This is a genomic window from Rhizobium sp. SEMIA4064 (genome assembly GCF_003025035.1).
Classification (GTDB): Bacteria; Pseudomonadota; Alphaproteobacteria; order Rhizobiales; family Rhizobiaceae; genus Rhizobium; species Rhizobium paranaense.
Genome location: NZ_PYJN01000016.1, coordinates 1 through 18684 on the forward strand (window position 1 = coordinate 1; position 18684 = coordinate 18684).

The window sequence follows — 18684 nt, forward strand, 5'->3', positions numbered from 1 at the left end:
ACTCCAGTTTAGCTTTCTAGAGTCACCATTAGTTTGTATGTAGGCGAAGGTGAAGACACGGCTTCTGACACCCAATCAATTTTCCGTGTAGAATCCGTGACTTGTTGTCACATATTTAAAGGGGAATATTATCGTGCTTCTTCCAGGGATTGGTCAGATCCTTGTTGCGCAGCATTCTGAGCCCCTGTGCCAGCCGCCGCCGCGTCGAGTGCGGCATGATCACTTCGTCGATATACCCGCGCTCGGCGGCGACGAAAGGTGACAGGAAACGGTCCTCATACATCTTCGTATGCGCCGCAATCTTATCGGGATCGGCGATATCCTTGCGGAAGATGATCTCGACCGCGCCCTTGGCACCCATGACGGCGATCTGTGCCGTCGGCCAGGCATAGTTCAGGTCACCGCGAAGATGTTTCGACGCCATGACGTCGTAGGCGCCGCCGAAAGCCTTGCGAGTGATGACGGTGAGTTTCGGCACGGTGGCTTCGGCATAGGCAAAGAGCAACTTGGCGCCATGCTTGATCAACCCGCCATATTCCTGCGCGGTTCCCGGCAGAAAGCCGGGCACGTCGACAAAGGTGACGATCGGGATATTGAAGCAATCGCAGAAGCGCACGAAACGTGCCGCCTTGCGCGACGCGTCGCTGTCGAGCACGCCCGCCAGCACCATCGGCTGATTGGCGACGAAGCCGACCGTCGCTCCCTCGATGCGACCGAAGCCACAGACGATATTCTTGGCGAAGCTGGCCTGGATCTCGAAGAAATCGCCCTCATCCGCCACCTTCAGGATCAACTCCTTGATGTCGTAGGGCTTGTTGGCATTGGCCGGGATCAGCGTGTCGAGCGAGGCGTCGGGATCTGTGACCGATTGATAGCACTCGATCTCCGGGAGATCAGCGGTATTCGACTGAGGCAGGAAATCGATGAGCCGGCGCACCTGCAGCAGCGTGTCGATATCGTTGTCATAGGCAGCGTCGGCGATCGAGGATTTCGTCGTATGCACCGAGGCGCCGCCGAGCTGCTCAGACGTCACAGTTTCGTTGGTGACGGTCTTCACCACGTCCGGGCCGGTGACGAACATGTAGGACGTATCGCGCACCATGAAGATGAAGTCGGTCATAGCCGGCGAATAGACATCACCGCCGGCACAGGGGCCCATGATGATCGAGATCTGCGGAATGACGCCGGAGGAGAGCACGTTGCGCTGGAATACCTCGGCATAGCCGCCGAGCGCGGCCACGCCTTCCTGAATTCGCGCGCCGCCGGCATCATAGATACCGATAATCGGCGCGCGGTTTTTCAGCGCCATGTCCTGGACCTTCATGATCTTCTCGGCATGCGCTTCCGAAAGCGAGCCGCCGAAAACCGTGAAATCCTTGGCGAAGAGGAAAACGGTGCGGCCATTGACGGTGCCCCAGCCGGTGACGACGCCGTCGCCGGCGATCTTGGTCTTGTCCATGCCGAAATCGATCGAGCGATGTTCCACGAACATGTCAAACTCTTCGAAGGAGCCTTCATCGAGGAAGATTTCGATACGTTCGCGCGCCGTCAGCTTGCCGCGTGCATGCTGCGCATCGATACGCGCCCGCCCGCCTCCGAGCCTTGCGATCTCACGGCGACGTTCCAATTCCTGCAGGATCTCTTTCATGATGGCCCTCTTCTCCGCTTATCCGGCTTAGCATGGCCTAGCCGCCGTTTGAAGCCGTCGGCTCAGTTCACCAACGATGGCGTCTTCAGCACGAAGATGGAGCGGATGCGGGCAGCGATGTCCTCGGCCATCAGATTGTCGGCCGCAATCGGGTCCGGAGTGAAATTCGACGTATCGAAGGAAGCAATGGCAAGCACGGCGCCGGTATCGACCGAAGCGGCGTCGATATTGACCTTGGCCGTGTTGCGGTCGTGGTTGAAGCTCCCTGCCTTGCGAACGTCCGTCAGGCGGATGGTGAGCGCCACCTTCGGCAAGGGTGTATCGCGGGTCGTCACGGCGATGGCGGCATTGACGCGTTCGTTGAGGCCCGAAATCAGCGCAGGAGAAACAGGCGGCACAGCCTGATCGGCAACGACGGTGGCACTGCGTACGTCATAGGCCGGGATTGACGGCTTCGGCGTGAGCGACCAGCTCGAGCATGCCGCCAGCGCCAAACATCCTGCGAGCGCCGATACCGCACCCGACCTCAACGATACCATGATTCGCGTCCCGAAATTCCCAACCCGTGAGATGCAGAGTTCGATATAACGGACTGGAAATCAACAATATTCAACTACGAAGCGCGGAAAAAACATCCGTGGCCGCCTGAAACTCTTCGAAGCGCTGGGCGCGGCGCTGCTCTGCCTCGTCGTCGCGGCCCCAATGTTCGATCGTCCAATCCTCGTCGAGATGGGCGAGCGACCACACCTCGTCGAGCGGCAGCCGGCCTTCGGCGAAAGCGAGTGCCAGGATCGCCGAGCCCGTCAGCGTCGTGATCGTGTGCAGGCTGGCGAGTTCTAGCGGCGTGTCATATTTGCGCAGCGTCACGGCAAACGCGGCAATCGCTTCGCGGGGCTGCTCCTGATGCATGACGCCTTCGGCCAGGATGAAACGGGCACCGAGTTCGTGCGCGGCCCAATCGATCAGCGGGTTCCACTGCTCCGATTGCCGCTCTACCAAGCGCTCCGGCCCATCGGCACGATAGCAAAGCATGTCGCTGGAGGAAAAGCGCAGGATGTCCTCGAATACCGCCTGGCTATCGGTTGCCACACCATCGAGCGCCGTGTTGACCAAGCGCGTCACCGGCATGATGGCCGGATCGATGACCTCGACCTGCCGCGCCCACTCGGCTGCGACCAGCTTTGCCAGCGCCTCGGTCGGCACGGCGAGTGATCGGCGGGCGGGCGTCTTGACCACCTTGCCGTCCAGCTCGATCACATGGCCGTCTTCGCTCTCGCGGATACTCACATCCTTGTAGAAACGCTTCGGCAGCGGCTTCTTCATCTGGATCTGTGCCCGGCGGATGGGGTCGGGATGGCTCAGGTCTTCGGAAAGGTCGTTCAACAGGTCGCGCATGGCGTCACCTCACAGAATATGGCTCAACAGGTCGTTCGGGTGATGGGCGATCGTGTCGGCGCCTGCCGCCAGCAGTTCTTCCACTGACGCATAACCCCAGGCCACACCGATAGCAGTCGCACCCGCCGCTTTCGCCATCTGCATATCGTAGACCGCATCGCCGATCACGATCGTATCATGCGGGTCCATGCCCGTCTCGCTGCAGCATTCCGTGACCATCGCGGGATGTGGCTTCGAGGGGCAATCATCGGCGGTGCGCGAGACCACGAAATAGGGCGTAAAGCCATTCACTTCAAGAATATGCGTCAAGCCGCGGCGGGACTTGCCGGTCACGGCACCGATCAGCAATTCATCGTGGGCGGCCAGTGTTTCGATCAGCGGTCTGATGCCGTCGAAAAGCGGGGTCTGCATATCCCCTTCGTCGCGCACGCCGGTAAAGATCGACTTGTAATGCGCCGTCATCGCGATCGCCTCGTCATCGACATGCGGCTTGCCCTGCATGCGTGCAATGGCGATATCCAACGTCAGGCCGATGACCGACTTGGTGGAGGCGACATCGGGACGCTTGTAGCCGAAATCGACGAAAGTGCGCGCCATGACTTCGTGGATCAGCCGGGCGCTGTCGACCAGCGTCCCGTCGCAATCGAAAAGCACCAGCCTCATTCGTCGTCCGGCTCCCCTGCCGATGCCTCGTCAAAGCCGAGGAGGTTCCAGGTCTGTACCATATGCGGCGGCAGCGGCGCGGTGACGCGCAGGCGCCCGCCATTCGGATGCGGGATATCGATATGACGAGCATGCAGATGCAACCGCTTCTGAACGCCGCCTGGAAAATCCCAATTCGGATCGTCCTCGAAATATTTGGGATCGCCGATGATCGGATGGCCGATATGCAGCGCATGGACGCGGAGCTGGTGCGTGCGGCCGGTATAGGGCTCCATTTCCAGCCAGGCGAGACGCTGGGCGGCGGTTTCGACGACACGGTAAAAGGAGACCGCGTGATCGGCGCCCTCCTCACCATGCTTGGCGATGCGCATCCGGTCGCCATCGGCGGTGGCTTCCTTCACCAGCCAGGTCGAGATCTTGTCCTCGTGCTTGCGCGGCACGCCCTTCACCAGCGACCAATAGGTCTTCTTGGTGTCGCGCTCGCGGAAGGCGGCCGTCAGCTTCTGCGCGGCACCACGGGTGCGGGCGACCACGAGGACGCCTGAGGTGTCGCGGTCGAGGCGATGCACCAGACGCGGCTTCTCGCCCTTCTGGCTCGTCCAGGCTTCCAGCATCTTGTCGATATGGCGGCTGACGCCTGAGCCGCCCTGCACGGCAAGGCCGGCCGGCTTGTTCAGCACATAGACCTTGTCGTCCTCATGCAGCAGCATACGCGCCAAAAGCTCGGCATCGCCGGAATGCTTCAGCTCCTTGCCGGCAATGGGGCCGCTCTTCGACGCCTTGGCATCGACGTCGAGCGGCGGCACACGCACCATCTGTCCCGGCTGCACACGCGCGTCCGTCTTCACGCGGCCGCCGTCGACGCGTACCTGGCCGGAGCGCATCAGCTTCTGCAACTGGCCAAAGCCGAGCCCTGGAAAATGTACCTTGAACCAGCGGTCGAGGCGCATGCCAGCCTCGTCGGGCTCGACCTTTATATGCTCAATCCCGGCCATTCGTCTTCTTTCAAGAACCGCGACATGATTCCAAAGCGCGAAACGGTTTCGGACAAGATCATGCCAAATCAAAGGACTGGGGCAGCCTTGCCCCAAGGGGCCGGGTCATCCCGGCCTTTTGAGGTGGCTTTAGAGCATTTCGACGAAAAGTGGAAACCGGAATTATCTACGGGCGGGAATTTTGTGTCAGCGATGCATCCCGGCGCCCCGCAAACCTCATTTTGCGTTCGGCGCAACCACCGGCAGGTCGATATCGACCATACCCGCCTTATCGAACATCAGCATCACCGGCACCGTGCCGCCCTGCTTGAATGGCGTCTTCACCTGCTTGAACATCATGTGCATGCTATTTGGCGAAAGCGTCACGGTGGCGCCGGCGGGAATGGCGATGCCTTCCTTGATTTCCCGCATCTTCATCACCTCGCCTTGCATCTTCATCTCGTGCAGTTCCACCTTCCCGGCGGCAGAAGAGGTCACGGACGTCAATTTGTCGTCGCTGCTGCCGCCATTGTGGATGGTGATGTAGCCGCCACCGACAGGCTGGCCGGGCAGCATGGCGCGAACATAACCGCCGCTGATGTCGAGGTCGCCGAGCTTGGCTGCCGCCGAACCCGCCGGCGCCTTGCCCGCATCCATGTGCATCCCGGGCATTTTGCTCATGTCATTGCTCTGCTGGGCCATGGCGGTCGCAGCGGAGAAGGAAAGTGCGGTCGCCGAAATCAGCAATGCGGCGGCGATTTTACGGTTCATCATTGTCTCCTGCCCGGCTCCTCTATTCAACTCATGGGATAGCCTCTCGAAGCGGGATTGCAAAGTCCCCTGCATCGATCGGTCGCGCACATCTGCATTTGCTCAAACAAAGGACACGACAAAAATTTGTTTCAGGGCGACATTTGCCCCTTGCCATCTTTAGCGTCTACCAGATAATGGCACTCAACCCTGTTGGGAGAATCCGGTGCAAGCCGGTGCCGAAGGAGCAACCGCCCCGGAAACTCTCAGGCCAAAGGACCAACAAGGGGCAGACGGAACTCTGGAGAGAAGCGCGCAAGCGCTCGCCGAAGGGATAACAATCTCAGGCAAACAGACAGAGGGGGCTCATCGTAAGGCGCAGCCGCGCCGAAATTTTGAGCTCTGCGCTAAGCGCAAACCCCGGAGGCGTCATTTGGACGAGACCGCTGCCCTCAAGAAAACACCCCTTCACGCCCTGCATCTGTCGTTCGGTGCTCGTATGGTGCCGTTCGCCGGCTATGACATGCCGGTTCAATATCCTGCGGGCGTGCTCAAAGAGCATCTCTGGACGCGCTCATCGGCCGGCGTGTTCGACGTCTCTCATATGGGGCAAGTTACGATCCGTGCCCGTTCCGGCAAGTATGAGGATGCCGCACTGGCGCTGGAAAGCCTTGTGCCGGTCGATATTCTCGGGCTTCCCGAAGGTCGTCAACGCTACGGTTTCTTCACCGATGATAACGGTGGCATTCTTGACGATCTGATGATCACCCACATGGACGACTATCTTTTCGTGGTCGTCAACGCCGCCTGTAAGGATGAAGATCTCAAGCATCTTCAAGATCATATCGGCGATAGCTGCGAAATCACTTTACTTGATCGCGCGCTGCTCGCACTGCAGGGACCGCGTGCCGTTTCGGTTCTCGCCGAACTCTGGGCCGATCTCGCCCATATGAAGTTCATGGATGTCCGCCATTGCCGCCTGCATGACGTTTCCTGTCTCGTCTCCCGTTCCGGCTATAGCGGCGAAGACGGCTTTGAGATTTCCGTACCGGTCGACAAGGCCGAGGATATTGCCAAGCGGCTGCTGGAGCATCCCGATGTCCAGCCGATCGGCCTCGGCGCCCGTGACTCCCTGCGTCTCGAAGCCGGGCTCTGCCTTTATGGTAACGATATCGACCAGACGACGACGCCGGTGGAAGCCGCGCTCGAATGGGCAGTCCAGAAGACCCGCAAAACCGGCGGTGCCCGCGCCGGCGGTTTTCCCGGCGCCAGCCGCATCCTTGCAGAGCTTGACAGCGGCGCATCGCGCCGCCGCGTCGGTCTGAAGCCGGAGGGCAAGGCGCCGGTACGCGGCCACGCCAAGCTTTATGCCGACGCCGAGGGCAAAACCGAGATCGGCGAAGTCACCTCCGGCGGCTTCGGTCCGAGCGTCGAAGGACCTGTGGCCATGGGCTATGTGCCCGTCGGTTTCGCCGCGCCGGGGACGCAGATCTATGCCGAGGTTCGCGGCAAATACCTGCCGGTCACCGTCTCTACCCTGCCCTTCGTCACCCCCACCTACAAACGCTGAAAACGTCATATTCCAGAGAGGATCCTCCATGCTGAAATTCACCGAAGAACATGAGTGGCTCAACATTGAAGGCGATGTCGCGACCGTCGGGATTACGGCGCATGCCGCCGAACAGCTCGGCGACCTCGTTTTCGTGGAATTGCCCGAGGTCGGCGCCAGCTTCTCCAAGGGAGACGATGCCGCGACCGTCGAATCCGTCAAGGCGGCCTCCGAGGTCTATTGTCCGCTCGACGGCGAGATCACCGAGATCAACGAAGCCATCACCGCCGATCCGGCGCTCGTCAATTCCGACCCGATGGGTGCCGGCTGGTTCTTCAAGCTAAAGCTTAGGAATATCGCTGATGTTGATGGTTTACTGGATGAATCCGGCTACAAGGAGCTCATCGCGTAATGAATACGCCTACGGAATTCACATTCACGGATTACCAGCCCTACGATTTCGCCAATCGCCGCCATATCGGCCCGTCTCCATCCGAAATGGCCGACATGCTGAAGGTAATCGGCTATGGCAGCCTCGACGGGTTGATCGATGCGACGCTGCCGCCCTCCATCCGTCAGAAGGCGCCGCTCACCTGGGAGGCGCCGATGACCGAACGCGAGGCGCTCGACAAGCTGCGCGAGACCGCCAACAAGAACAAGGTGCTCGTCTCGCTGATTGGTCAGGGCTATTACGGCACGATCACGCCACCCGTCATCCAGCGCAACATTCTGGAAAATCCGGCCTGGTACACGGCCTATACGCCCTACCAGCCGGAAATCAGCCAGGGCCGCCTCGAGGCACTGCTGAATTACCAGACGATGATCTGCGATCTGACAGGCCTTGATGTTGCCAATGCCTCGCTGCTTGATGAAGCGACCGCTGCCGCCGAAGGCATGGCGATGGCAGAGCGCGTGGCGAAATCCAAAGCCAGGGCCTTCTTCGTCGACGCGGATTGCCATCCGCAGACCATCGCATTGATCAAGACCCGCGCCGAGCCGCTCGGCTGGACCGTCGTCGTCGGCAATCCCTTCACCGATCTCGATCCCGTCGATGTCTTCGGTGCCATTTTCCAATATCCGGGTACACATGGTCACATCAATGACTTCACCGGCCTGATCTCAAGGCTGCATCAGACCGGCGCCATCGCCGTCGTTGCCGCCGATCCGCTGGCGCTGACGCTGCTGAAATCGCCCGGCGAAATGGGTGCGGATATCGCCATTGGCTCATCGCAGCGCTTCGGCGTGCCGGTCGGCTATGGCGGTCCGCATGCCGCTTACATGGCCGTCAAGGACGCCTATAAGCGCTCCATGCCCGGCCGCCTGGTCGGCGTTTCCGTCGATGCCCGCGGCAACCGTGCCTATCGCTTGTCGCTGCAGACGCGCGAACAGCATATCCGCCGCGAAAAGGCGACGTCGAACATCTGCACCGCACAGGTGCTGCTCGCCGTCATGGCGTCCATGTATGCCGTCTTCCACGGTCCCCAGGGCATCAAGGCTATTGCCCAGCAGGTGCATCAGAAGGCCGTATTGATGGCAAAGGGGCTGGAAAAGCTCGGCTACAAGATCGAACCGGAGACCTTCTTCGACACGATCACCGTCGAGGTCGGTCACATGCAAGGCCTGATCCTGCGCGCGGCTGTCGCCGAAGGCGTCAATCTGCGCAAGGTAGGCGAAACTAAGATCGGCATGAGCCTCGACGAGCGCTCGCGTCCGGCAACGCTCGAAGCGGTCTGGCGTGCGTTCGGCGGCAACTTCCGTCTCGCCGACTTCGAATCCGGCTATCGTCTTCCAAAGAATATGCTGCGCGCCAGCGAATATCTGACGCATCCGATCTTCCACATGAACCGTGCCGAAAGCGAGATGACCCGCTATATCCGCCGGCTCTCCGACCGCGATCTGGCGCTCGACCGCTCCATGATTCCGCTCGGCTCCTGTACGATGAAGCTTAATGCAACGGCTGAGATGTTGCCAATAAGTTGGCCGGAATTCTCGGATATTCATCCTTTCGTCCCGGCCGACCAGGCGCTCGGTTATCGCGAGATGATCGATGACCTGACGGAAAAGCTCTGCGCGGTGACGGGCTATGACGCCTTCTCCATGCAGCCGAATTCCGGCGCGCAGGGCGAATATGCCGGCCTGCTCACCATTCGCAACTACCACATCGCCAATGGCCAGGGCCACCGCGACATCTGCCTGATCCCGACCTCGGCGCACGGCACCAATCCGGCATCCGCACAGATGGCCGGCATGAAGGTGGTCGTCGTCAAAGTCAGCGATGACGGCGATATCGACATGGCGGATTTCCGTGCCAAGGCTGAGCAATACGCTGATAATCTCTCCTGCTGCATGATCACCTATCCGTCGACGCACGGCGTCTTCGAAGAGACGGTGAAGGAGATTTGCGATCTTGTGCATATGCACGGCGGTCAGGTCTACCTCGATGGCGCCAATATGAACGCCATGGTCGGCCTCTCCCGTCCCGGCGACATCGGTTCCGATGTCAGCCACCTGAACCTGCACAAGACCTTCTGCATTCCGCATGGCGGCGGCGGTCCCGGCATGGGTCCCATCGGCGTCAAGGCGCATCTGGCGGCACACCTGCCCGGGCATCCGGAGACGGACGGTCGCAGTGGCGCGGTGTCTGCGGCGGCTTTCGGATCGGCTTCAATCCTGCCGATCTCCTGGAGCTATTGCCTGATGATGGGCGGCGAAGGGCTGACACAGGCGACGAAGGTTGCGATCCTCAACGCCAACTACATCGCGGCGCGGCTGAATGGCGCTTACGACGTGCTCTATAAGTCGAAGACTGGCCGTGTGGCGCATGAATGCATCATCGACACGCGTCCGCTGGTCGACAGCGCCGGCGTCACGGTCGACGATGTTGCCAAGCGCCTGATCGATTGCGGCTTCCACGCCCCGACCATGAGCTGGCCTGTTGCCGGCACGCTGATGATCGAGCCGACCGAATCAGAGACCAAGGCCGAGCTTGACCGGTTCTGCGAGGCGATGCTGGCGATCCGCGAGGAAGCCCGCGCCATCGAAGAAGGCCGGATGGATAAGACCGACAACCCGCTGAAAAACGCGCCGCACACGGTCGAGGACCTCGTCGGCGAATGGAACCGGCCCTATTCCCGCGAACAGGCCTGCTTCCCGCCGGGTGCCTTCCGGGTCGACAAATACTGGTCGCCCGTCAATCGTGTCGATAATGTCTACGGCGATCGAAACCTCATCTGCACCTGCCCGCCAGTAGAGGCCTACGCTGAAGCCGCGGAGTAAATGTTTCCAAAAAAGCGAAGCGGCTCAGCCGCTTCGCTCATGGCCGACATAAATCTATCGCGAAAAATCACTATGACAGCGCCGCGTGTCCGATCGGACGCGCGGCGTTTTTGACAATGCATGTCGCGCAAAAGTGTGCGGCGGTTTTGCGAAAACGACCTGCACAAACAAGGAGCTAAAGCGCGGGAGCGAATCTGAAAGATCGCGACGAGCTTTAGCGCGACGAAAGACGGCGCTGGAAGTCGGATATCATGCCGGAACTGCCAGAATTTCATCTCATTGCCGGACGGGAAGGTTCTTCCTTTCCGCCGCTTCTTCTGCTGCATGGCAGCAGCGGAAGTGAGGCTGACCTCATTCCTCTTGCCGATGAGATGGCGCCGCAGCGACCCTATATGTCCTTGCGTGGCGCCGTGGAATGGGAAGGCGGTTTTGCCTTCTTTCGCCGCAATCCTGATCGTAGTCTCGACTATGACGATCTCGGCTTGCAGACGGAGTTGCTCTGTCGGTTCATCGCCGGGCTCATGCTGAAGCAAGCGCCGATCCTCCTTGGTTTTTCCAATGGGGCGATCATGGCCACGTCGATTCTACGCTCTCAACCGAGCTTGGCCTCTGGAGCCATCTTGCTGCGCCCACTTTCTCCGGCACCAGAGGCGGCTTTTCCGCCAATGACTGGCCTGCCGGTCCTAATCATTGCAGGCGAACACGATCAGCGCCGGGAAGCCGCTGACGCCGTGCTCGTCAAAAATCAATTTGAGAACTGCCACGCAGATGTCAGCGCCTATGTGCTGCCCACGGGACATGGCTTGCATGCAAGCGAGCCCGCTCTCATCCGCGACTGGCTTATACGGAAAGGCATATAGGATGGATGAGGAAAGCCCCATCAGCATGGACGCTATAGACGGCTATATTGCAGCCGCTTTCGAAACCGACGATCCCTCCTCTATAGCCAAGGCACTTGGCGCCGTGGCGCGAACGCGCAACATGAGCAAGCTTGCCAAGGACGTCGGCATGAACCGCTCGGCGCTCTATCGCGCGCTCAGCGGCGACGGAAATCCGGAATTTGCGACGATTCTGAAGGTCGTGAAGGCGCTTGGCCTGACATTGACGCCGGTGCCGGTCATCGACCGGAAATCGGACGCCGCCTGATACAAGGCGGCGTAAGGATGCTCAGACAGCCGGAGCCGCCTGACGCTGTGCCGCCAAAGCAGCGAGATCGGCGGGCTTCAACTCGACGGATTCGCCGCAGCCGCAGGCCGATGTCTGGTTGGGATTGGTGAAGGTGAAACCGGAGCGCAGCGTCGTGGTTTCAAAGCCCATTTCGGTGCCAAGCAGATAAAGCACCGCTGACGGCTCCACCCAGACCTTGGCGCCGTTGCGCTCGATCAGGTCGTCCTTGGCATTCGGTTCGGTTACGAGGTCGATGGTATATTCCATCCCGGCGCAGCCGCCCTTCTTGATGCCGACGCGAACGCCCTTAGCATCAGGACCGGAATTCTCGACGATTGCCTTGACGCGCGCCGCAGCGTCATCCGTCATGCTCATCACTGCAAAGCCCATGGGCTTATTCTCCTCTGGCATCGGCCCGAAAAGTGGATCCGGTTTTCGGATCAGCCGATGCCCACTTAAATGCAACCGGGGTCAAGATCCGGTGCTTCGAGTCATAATGTAAAGCGAGCGGCTTAAAGCTTCAATACCAGCCGACTGCCACCTGCGCCTCTTCCGACATGCGATCCGGCGTCCATGGCGGGTCGAAGGTCATGGCGACCTGGACGCCGGAAACGCCTTCGACGGCGCCGACCGCGTTTTCGACCCAGCCCGGCATTTCGCCGGCGACCGGGCAACCCGGCGCAGTCAGCGTCATGACGATCTTCACCACGCGATCGTCTTCGATGTCGATCTTGTAGACCAGGCCGAGTTCGAAGATGTCGGCCGGAATTTCAGGGTCATAGACCGTCTTCAGCGCGGCGATGACATCGTCGCTGAGGCGTGCCAGCTCGGCCTCGGGAATGCTGGAATGCACGATGCCCTCGCGCACGTCGATCTTCTGTTCGCTTTCATCGAGTGACATCGCTTGCCTCCTTAGGCAAAGAATTTACGCGCATATTCCAGCGCATCGGCCAGGGCATCCACCTCGGCACGGGTATTGTACATGCCGAACGATGCACGGCATGTGGAGGTCACGCCGAAGCGTTTCAAGAGCGGTTGGGCGCAATGCGTGCCTGCGCGCACGGCAACGCCCTGACGATCGATCACCATCGAAACGTCGTGAGAATGGATACCTGCGAGCTCGAAGGAGAAGATGCCGCCTTTACCGGGTGCCGTGCCGAAAACGCGCAGCGAATTGATCTCCCGCAGCCGTTCCGCTGCATAAGCCGCGAGATCGGCCTCGTGCCGCGCGATCGCCTCCCCGCCGACGCTCTCCATATAGTCGAGCGCGAAGCCGAGCCCGATCGCCTGGACGATGGGCGGGGTGCCGGCTTCGAAACGATGCGGCGGATCGTTGTAGGTCACGTTGTCCTCGGTGACGTCGAAGATCATCTCGCCGCCGCCCTGGAAGGGGCGCATCTCGCGCAACCTGTCCTTCTTGCCGTAAAGCACGCCGATCCCCGAAGGGCCGTAGAGCTTGTGACCGGTCATAACGTACCAGTCGCAATCGATGTCCTGCACGTCGACGGGCAGGTGCACGGCGCCTTGCGATCCGTCGATCAGCACCGGAATGCCGCGTTCATGGGCGATTCGGCAGACTTCCTTGACCGGGACGATCGTGCCGAGCGCATTCGACATATGGGTGATCGCGACGAGCTTGGTGCGCTCCGTCAGGCTCTTTTCGAAATCCTCGACATGGAAAGCGCCATCGTCATCCACCGGCACCCAGACCAGCTTGGCGCCCTGCCGCTCGCGGATAAAATGCCAGGGCACGATGTTGGAATGATGCTCCATGATGGACACAACAATCTCGTCGCCCTCACCGAGTTTGGGCATGCCCCAGCCATAGGCGACGGTATTGATCGCCTCGGTCGAGTTCTTGGTGAAGACGATATCGTCTACCGAGGGCGCATTCAGGAAGCGGCGCACTTTTTCGCGTGCAGCCTCATAGGCTTCGGTGGCCGCATTGGAGAGGAAGTGCAGGCCACGATGCACGTTGGCATATTCGCTGGAATAGGCGTGCGATATCGCATCTATCACGCTTTGCGGCTTCTGAGCTGATGCACCGTTGTCGAGATAGACCAGCGGTTTGCCATGAACGGTAGTCGACAGGATCGGAAAATCCCGGCGAATCGCTTCGACGTCATAGGCGGTGACTGGTACGATCTTGTCCACGAGCATTGCTCCAATCAGGCGTGATTTTCCAGCCAGGCCGAAATAACGCCTTCCAGCGCCTCGACCAGGGCTTCGTCTTCCAGCTCTTCTATAATTTCGGCCACGAAGGCATTGACCAGCATGGCGCGAGCCTTGTTCCGGGGAATGCCGCGGGCCATCATGTAGTAGAGATGGTTCTCGTCGATATCGGCAACCGTCGCGCCATGGCCGCACTGCACGTCGTCGGCGAAGATTTCCAGCTCCGGCTTGACGGAGAATTCGGCATCGTCGGACATCAGCAGCGTGTTGCAGGCCATGCGGGCATCGGTCTTCTGTGCATCCGGAGCGACACGGATCATGCCCTGGAAGATGCCGCGGGCGCGGTCGAACACCACGTTGCGAACGATCTCCGTCGAACCCGTATGCGGTACGTCATGGCCGAGCACCAGCGTCACATCGGTATGCGTGTCGCCACCGAGCAGGTTGACGCCGCGCAGCACGAGGTCGGAGCCCTCGCCCGTGACCTTCACATGCAGCTCCTGGCGCACCAGCTTGCCGCCGGCATTGATGACAAACAGCTTCAGCTTCGCATCCGCGCCGAGGTCGACGCGGATCTGGCCGAGATGCGTATCCTCGGTTCCCTGCTCCTGCAGGATGATCCAGGTCACTTCGGCACCCTTGCCGATCTTGATGTCGCTGACCGAGGAGACCAACGCAGCAGCACCGGGCACAGCCTGATGGCGCTCGATCACGGTCGCCTTGACATCTGCGCCGAAGGAGACCGGTAGCCGGCTGTGGATCTGGCCGCCAGCATGCACGAACTGGATCTCCAGCGGCGCGTCAAGCTCGGTCCCATCGGGAAACTCGATGACATAGCCATCGCGCACGAAGCTGCCGTTGATGCGGCCGATGGCGTCGTCCCTGCCGAGCGCGGTCAATCTTGCGGCGGCGGTACCATCCGCCAGGCTATCGGCATAGCGGCGAACGACCAGGCCATCGACCGAAGTCTTGTCATTCGCGCTGCCCTGTAGAACCGGCAGAACGGCCGAACCGGGAACGGTCGGCGACAGGGTCTCGACACTGCCGGCGCCGAGGTCTGTCGGAACCGAACGTAGCAGGTTCTTGAAATCGGTATAGTGCCAGGCTTCGAAGCGGCGCGTCGGCAAGCCTGCGGTCTTGAGATCGTCCAGCAGGCGGTCGCGGACGGCGAGCACGTCGCCATCGCCCGGCAGATCGCCCAACTGGTTGTTATAAGCCTCGATCAGCGCCGTCTCAGCGGCGGTCAGACGGCTCGTCGTCTGAATGTTCATCGACGTATCCTTTCCGCCCCGATCAGGCCGCAGCCCCGATGATATCGGCATAGCCGTTGGCTTCGAGTTCGTGCGCCAGCGTCTTGTCACCGGACTTGATCACCTGGCCCTTGTAGAGGACGTGCACGGTGTCCGGAACGATATAGTCGAGCAGACGCTGATAGTGGGTAATGACGATCACGGCGCGGTCGGGCGAACGCAGCGCGTTGACGCCATCGGCGACGATCTTCAGCGCATCGATATCGAGACCGGAGTCGGTTTCGTCGAGCACGCAGAGCTGCGGCTCCAGAAGCGCCATCTGCAGGATTTCGGCACGCTTCTTCTCACCGCCGGAGAAGCCGACGTTCAGCGGGCGCTTCAGCATCTCGGTGTTGATCTGCAGTTTGCCGGCAGCGTCCTTGACGCGGCGCATGAAGTCAGGCGTCGTCAGTTCGGCTTCGCCGCGCGCCTTGCGCTGCTCGTTCATCGCCACCTTCAAGAACTGCATGGTGGCAACGCCGGGGATTTCGACCGGATACTGGAAGGCAAGGAAGATACCCTTGGCGGCGCGCTCGGCGGCGTCGAGTTCCAGAATGCTCTCGCCGTTGTACAGGATATCGCCTTCCGTCACCTCGTAGTCGTCGCGGCCGGAAAGGATATAGGAGAGCGTCGACTTGCCGGAGCCGTTCGGCCCCATGATAGCAGCCACTTCGCCGGCCTTCACCGTCAGGTCCAGACCGCGAATGATCTCGGTGCCATCTTCGGCGATGCGGGCGTGCAGGTTCTTGATTTCAAGCATAGTAGAATCCTATCGAAGGAATGAAGGTGCGGCGCGCGTGGCGCGCCAAAGCTAATTCTGTTTCGTGGACGTCAGCCGACGCTGCCTTCGAGCGAGATGCCGATCAGCTTCTGCGCTTCGACAGCGAATTCCATCGGCAGCTCCTGCAGGACTTCCTTGACGAAGCCATTGACGATCAACGCGATCGCTGCTTCCTCGGGAATGCCGCGCTGCAGGCAGTAGAACAACTGATCTTCGGAGATCTTCGACGTCGTGGCCTCGTGCTCGAAATGCGCGGACGAGTTCTTCGCCTCGATATAGGGCACCGTATGCGCACCGCACTTGTCGCCGATCAGCAGCGAGTCGCACTGGGTGAAGTTACGGGCATTCGTCGCGCGGCGATGTGCCGAGACCTGGCCGCGATAGGTGTTCTGCGACACGCCGGCGGCAATACCCTTCGAGATGATGCGGCTCGACGTGTTCTTGCCGAGATGGATCATCTTGGTGCCGCTGTCGACCTGCTGATGGCCGTTGGAGACGGCGATCGAGTAGAACTCGCCGCGGCTGTCGTCGCCGCGCAGGATGCAGGACGGATATTTCCAGGTGATCGCCGAACCGGTCTCGACCTGGGTCCAGGAGATCTTCGAGCGGACGCCGCGGCAATCGCCACGCTTGGTGACGAAGTTATAGATGCCACCCTTGCCGTGCTTGTCGCCCGGATACCAGTTCTGAACGGTCGAATACTTGATTTCGGCGTCGTCGAGCGCAATCAGCTCGACTACGGCCGCATGCAATTGGTTTTCATCGCGCTGCGGCGCCGTGCAGCCTTCGAGATAGGAGACATAAGCTCCCTCTTCGGCGATGATCAGCGTGCGCTCGAACTGGCCGGTGTTCTTCTCGTTGATGCGGAAATAGGTGGAAAGTTCCATCGGGCACCGCACGCCTTTCGGCACAAAGACGAAGGAGCCATCGGTGAACACGGCCGAATTCAGCGTCGCATAGAAATTGTCGGTCGTCGGAACGACGGAGCCGAGATATTTGCGCACGAGATCGGGATGCTCGCGGATCGCCTCCGAGATCGACATGAAGATCACGCCGGCCTTCTTCAGCTCTTCCTTGAAGGTGGTGACCACCGAAACCGAATCGAACACCGCATCGACGGCGATCTTCGGCTTCTCGACGCCGGCAAGAATTTCCTGCTCGCGCAGCGGAATGCCGAGCTTTTCATAGGTCTTCAGCAGTTCCGGGTCGACTTCGTCGAGCGATTTCGGACCGGCGAACTTCTTCGGCGCGGCATAATAGTGAATGTCGTTGAAGTCGATCTTCGGATAGTCGACGCGCGCCCATGTCGGCTCTTCAAGCGTCAGCCAGCGGCGATAAGCCTCAAGGCGCCATTCCAGCATCCATTCCGGTTCCTGCTTCTTGGCAGAGATGAAGCGGATAATGTCCTCGGAAAGACCCTTGGGAGCCTTTTCCACCTCGATGGTGGTCTCGAAACCGTACTTATACTGGTCCACGTCGATCAGGCGGACCTGATCAACCGTTTCCTGGACTGCAGGCATGTCGTTCTCCAATCTCGCCGGATCCAAGGTCCGGCAGCTTGTCAACGTTGCGGCAGACTGAAATGTCTACCCTCTATGTAGTCGGCCAAAAGGGACTTTTCAGCCCGCTTGGCAAGCGGAAATTTGCGTTTCCGCAAAATTGTGGCCGTTAGGCCGCAGCTCCGGCGGGTTTACGCCGCCCGGCAATTCTGCCAAACGCAGCAATCGCGCGCTCGACATCCTCTTCGGTCGTCGCAAATCCAAGCGAAATACGCAGCGCCCCGAGCTTGGGGTCGCAACCCATCGCCATCAGCACATGGCTTTCGCCCACCTTGCCGGAGGAACAGGCGGAGCCCGCCGAAATCGCCACTCCTTCGAGATCGAAGGCGATCTGTCCGGTTTCGGACTTCAACCCCGGCAGGGTGAAGAAACTGGTATTTGGCACGCGGGGACCGCCTTCGCCATGTATAATGACATCCGACGCGGCAATCCGCATGCCCTCCTCCAGCCGATCGCGAAGTTTCGCGACGGCCGCGTTGCGGCTATCGAACTCAGCAATGGCAGCCACAGCGGCCGCACCGAAGCCGATGACGGCCAGCGCGTTCTCGGTGCCGGAACGATGCCCTTTTTCCTGTCCGCCACCATGAATCAGCGGCTTTGGCATCAGCACTTCGCCGCGGGAGACGAGCGCGCCGGCCCCCTTCGGTCCGCCGATCTTATGCGACGAGACGATGAGGAAATCGGCGCCGATCTCGTTGATATCGATCGGAATCCGGCCTGCCGCCTGCACGGCGTCGACGACGAAAATGCCGCCGAATGCCTGCACGATGCGAGCCGCTTCGTATACGGGCTGCAGAATACCGGTTTCGTTGTTGGCAAGCATGATCGCCACCATCGGCAGCCCGCTTGCCTTGTCATGCGCAGAAAGCATCGCTTCCAGCGCAAGCAGATCGACGACACCGTCCGAAGTCACCGGAATTTCGCTGATCTTTTCCTTTGGGAAACGACCGCCTTCGCGCAGCGCGGGATGCTCGATTGCCGATATATAGAGATGGCCGATCGCAAGCGGCGTGCGGCCCATGCGGAATTCCGGCGTCAGCACCATGTTGGCGGCTTCAGTCGCGCCGCTGGTAAAGACGACATGCGCTGGTTCGGCGCCCGTCAGACTTGCGACCTGCCGGCGCGCGGCTTCGATCGCCGCCCGGGTGGCACGGCCTTCGCCATGAACAGAATTGGGGTTTCCATAGAGGTCCAAGGCGTGCAACATAGCGTCGCGCGCCGCCGGATGAAGCGGTGCGGTGGCATTCCAGTCGAGATAAAGGCGCGTTGCCGCCATAATCTTCTTCCTGCCTGACGAAGCCTTGTTGTGCCCGGCTCATTTTCCTTGAAATTTCAGCCGGGCATGCCTTATGACACGTTCCACAAACCGTTGCACAAACAACGCGTGGAAGATCGTGCCAAGTTTCGAATTGTTCTAAACTGCGTTCTAGAAAAGATGAGCGCATTAGTCAAGTCAACTTG

General features: G+C 60.3%; 18 protein-coding genes and 1 riboswitch. Of the genes, 5 read left to right on the forward strand and 13 right to left on the reverse strand.

The genetic code is table 11. The features are described from left to right. Positions 1 to 115 precede the first annotated feature (115 nt). The 6 genes from C9E91_RS10025 to C9E91_RS10050 form a co-directional block, all read right to left on the reverse strand. Entirely contained in the window at positions 116 to 1648 is a 1533-nt protein-coding gene (locus C9E91_RS10025) for an acyl-CoA carboxylase subunit beta (RefSeq protein WP_107108154.1), read from the reverse strand. Positions 1649 to 1710: 62 nt separating this feature from the next. Next, positions 1711 to 2187, reverse strand: a complete 477-nt coding sequence (locus C9E91_RS10030; RefSeq protein WP_107108155.1) for a hypothetical protein — start codon at positions 2185 to 2187, stop codon at positions 1711 to 1713. Positions 2188 to 2257: 70 nt separating this feature from the next. After that, complete coding sequence (locus tag C9E91_RS10035; RefSeq protein WP_107108156.1) at positions 2258 to 3043, reverse strand: ATP12 family chaperone protein; 786 nt, start codon at positions 3041 to 3043, stop codon at positions 2258 to 2260. 9 nt (positions 3044 to 3052) lie between these two features. After that, positions 3053 to 3706: an HAD-IA family hydrolase gene (locus C9E91_RS10040; RefSeq protein WP_107108157.1), complete on the reverse strand. Its 654-nt coding sequence runs from the start codon at positions 3704 to 3706 to the stop codon at positions 3053 to 3055. After that, positions 3703 to 4701 (reverse strand): RluA family pseudouridine synthase, encoded by a 999-nt coding sequence (locus tag C9E91_RS10045; RefSeq protein WP_107108158.1) that lies wholly within the window; start codon positions 4699 to 4701, stop codon positions 3703 to 3705. The genes C9E91_RS10040 and C9E91_RS10045 overlap by 4 nt, the downstream gene beginning before the upstream one ends. A gap of 216 nt (positions 4702 to 4917) precedes the next feature. Beyond that, the gene (locus tag C9E91_RS10050) at positions 4918 to 5451 is read right to left on the reverse strand and encodes a copper chaperone PCu(A)C (RefSeq protein ID WP_107108159.1); all 534 of its coding nucleotides are present in this window, start codon (positions 5449 to 5451) and stop codon (positions 4918 to 4920) included. A 183-nt stretch (positions 5452 to 5634) separates the two neighbouring features. Continuing rightward, a riboswitch (glycine riboswitch) is annotated at positions 5635 to 5722 on the forward strand. Positions 5723 to 5863: 141 nt separating this feature from the next. On the opposite strand from C9E91_RS10050, the gene gcvT reads away from it, so the two are divergent. From gcvT to C9E91_RS10080, 5 genes are all read left to right on the forward strand, one after another. Then, positions 5864 to 7000: a glycine cleavage system aminomethyltransferase GcvT gene (gene gcvT / locus C9E91_RS10055; RefSeq protein ID WP_107108160.1), complete on the forward strand. Its 1137-nt coding sequence runs from the start codon at positions 5864 to 5866 to the stop codon at positions 6998 to 7000. A 28-nt stretch (positions 7001 to 7028) separates the two neighbouring features. After that, positions 7029 to 7391, forward strand: coding sequence for a glycine cleavage system protein GcvH (gcvH, locus tag C9E91_RS10060; RefSeq protein ID WP_107108161.1), 363 nt, complete (start codon positions 7029 to 7031; stop codon positions 7389 to 7391). Then, positions 7391 to 10255 carry an aminomethyl-transferring glycine dehydrogenase gene (gcvP, locus tag C9E91_RS10065; RefSeq protein ID WP_107108162.1) on the forward strand — a complete coding sequence of 955 codons (2865 nt, stop codon included), beginning with the start codon at positions 7391 to 7393 and terminating at the stop codon, positions 10253 to 10255. The genes gcvH and gcvP overlap by 1 nt, the downstream gene beginning before the upstream one ends. Positions 10256 to 10506: 251 nt before the next feature. Beyond that, positions 10507 to 11115 (forward strand): alpha/beta hydrolase, encoded by a 609-nt coding sequence (locus C9E91_RS10075; RefSeq protein ID WP_107108164.1) that lies wholly within the window; start codon positions 10507 to 10509, stop codon positions 11113 to 11115. Between the two features lie 25 nt (positions 11116 to 11140). Continuing rightward, positions 11141 to 11401 (forward strand): addiction module antidote protein, encoded by a 261-nt coding sequence (locus C9E91_RS10080; protein WP_414123935.1) that lies wholly within the window; start codon positions 11141 to 11143, stop codon positions 11399 to 11401. Between the two features lie 21 nt (positions 11402 to 11422). On the opposite strand, the gene sufA is transcribed toward C9E91_RS10080, so the two are convergent. The 7 genes from sufA to C9E91_RS10115 form a co-directional block, all read right to left on the reverse strand. Beyond that, the gene (sufA, locus tag C9E91_RS10085; protein WP_104823195.1) at positions 11423 to 11812 is read right to left on the reverse strand and encodes a Fe-S cluster assembly scaffold SufA; all 390 of its coding nucleotides are present in this window, start codon (positions 11810 to 11812) and stop codon (positions 11423 to 11425) included. Positions 11813 to 11942: 130 nt separating this feature from the next. Continuing rightward, the gene (locus tag C9E91_RS10090) at positions 11943 to 12323 is read right to left on the reverse strand and encodes an SUF system Fe-S cluster assembly protein (RefSeq protein WP_107108166.1); all 381 of its coding nucleotides are present in this window, start codon (positions 12321 to 12323) and stop codon (positions 11943 to 11945) included. A gap of 11 nt (positions 12324 to 12334) precedes the next feature. Beyond that, a complete protein-coding gene (locus C9E91_RS10095) occupies positions 12335 to 13576 on the reverse strand; it encodes a cysteine desulfurase (protein WP_107108520.1) in 1242 nt (413 codons plus the stop codon). Between the two features lie 14 nt (positions 13577 to 13590). Next, the gene (gene sufD, locus C9E91_RS10100; protein WP_107108167.1) at positions 13591 to 14865 is read right to left on the reverse strand and encodes a Fe-S cluster assembly protein SufD; all 1275 of its coding nucleotides are present in this window, start codon (positions 14863 to 14865) and stop codon (positions 13591 to 13593) included. A gap of 22 nt (positions 14866 to 14887) precedes the next feature. Next, the gene (sufC, locus tag C9E91_RS10105) at positions 14888 to 15643 is read right to left on the reverse strand and encodes a Fe-S cluster assembly ATPase SufC (RefSeq protein ID WP_028753102.1); all 756 of its coding nucleotides are present in this window, start codon (positions 15641 to 15643) and stop codon (positions 14888 to 14890) included. A gap of 71 nt (positions 15644 to 15714) precedes the next feature. Beyond that, a complete protein-coding gene (gene sufB, locus C9E91_RS10110) occupies positions 15715 to 17184 on the reverse strand; it encodes a Fe-S cluster assembly protein SufB (RefSeq protein ID WP_107108168.1) in 1470 nt (489 codons plus the stop codon). A gap of 148 nt (positions 17185 to 17332) precedes the next feature. Next, positions 17333 to 18499, reverse strand: a complete 1167-nt coding sequence (locus tag C9E91_RS10115) for a cysteine desulfurase family protein (protein WP_107108169.1) — start codon at positions 18497 to 18499, stop codon at positions 17333 to 17335. Positions 18500 to 18684 lie beyond the last annotated feature (185 nt).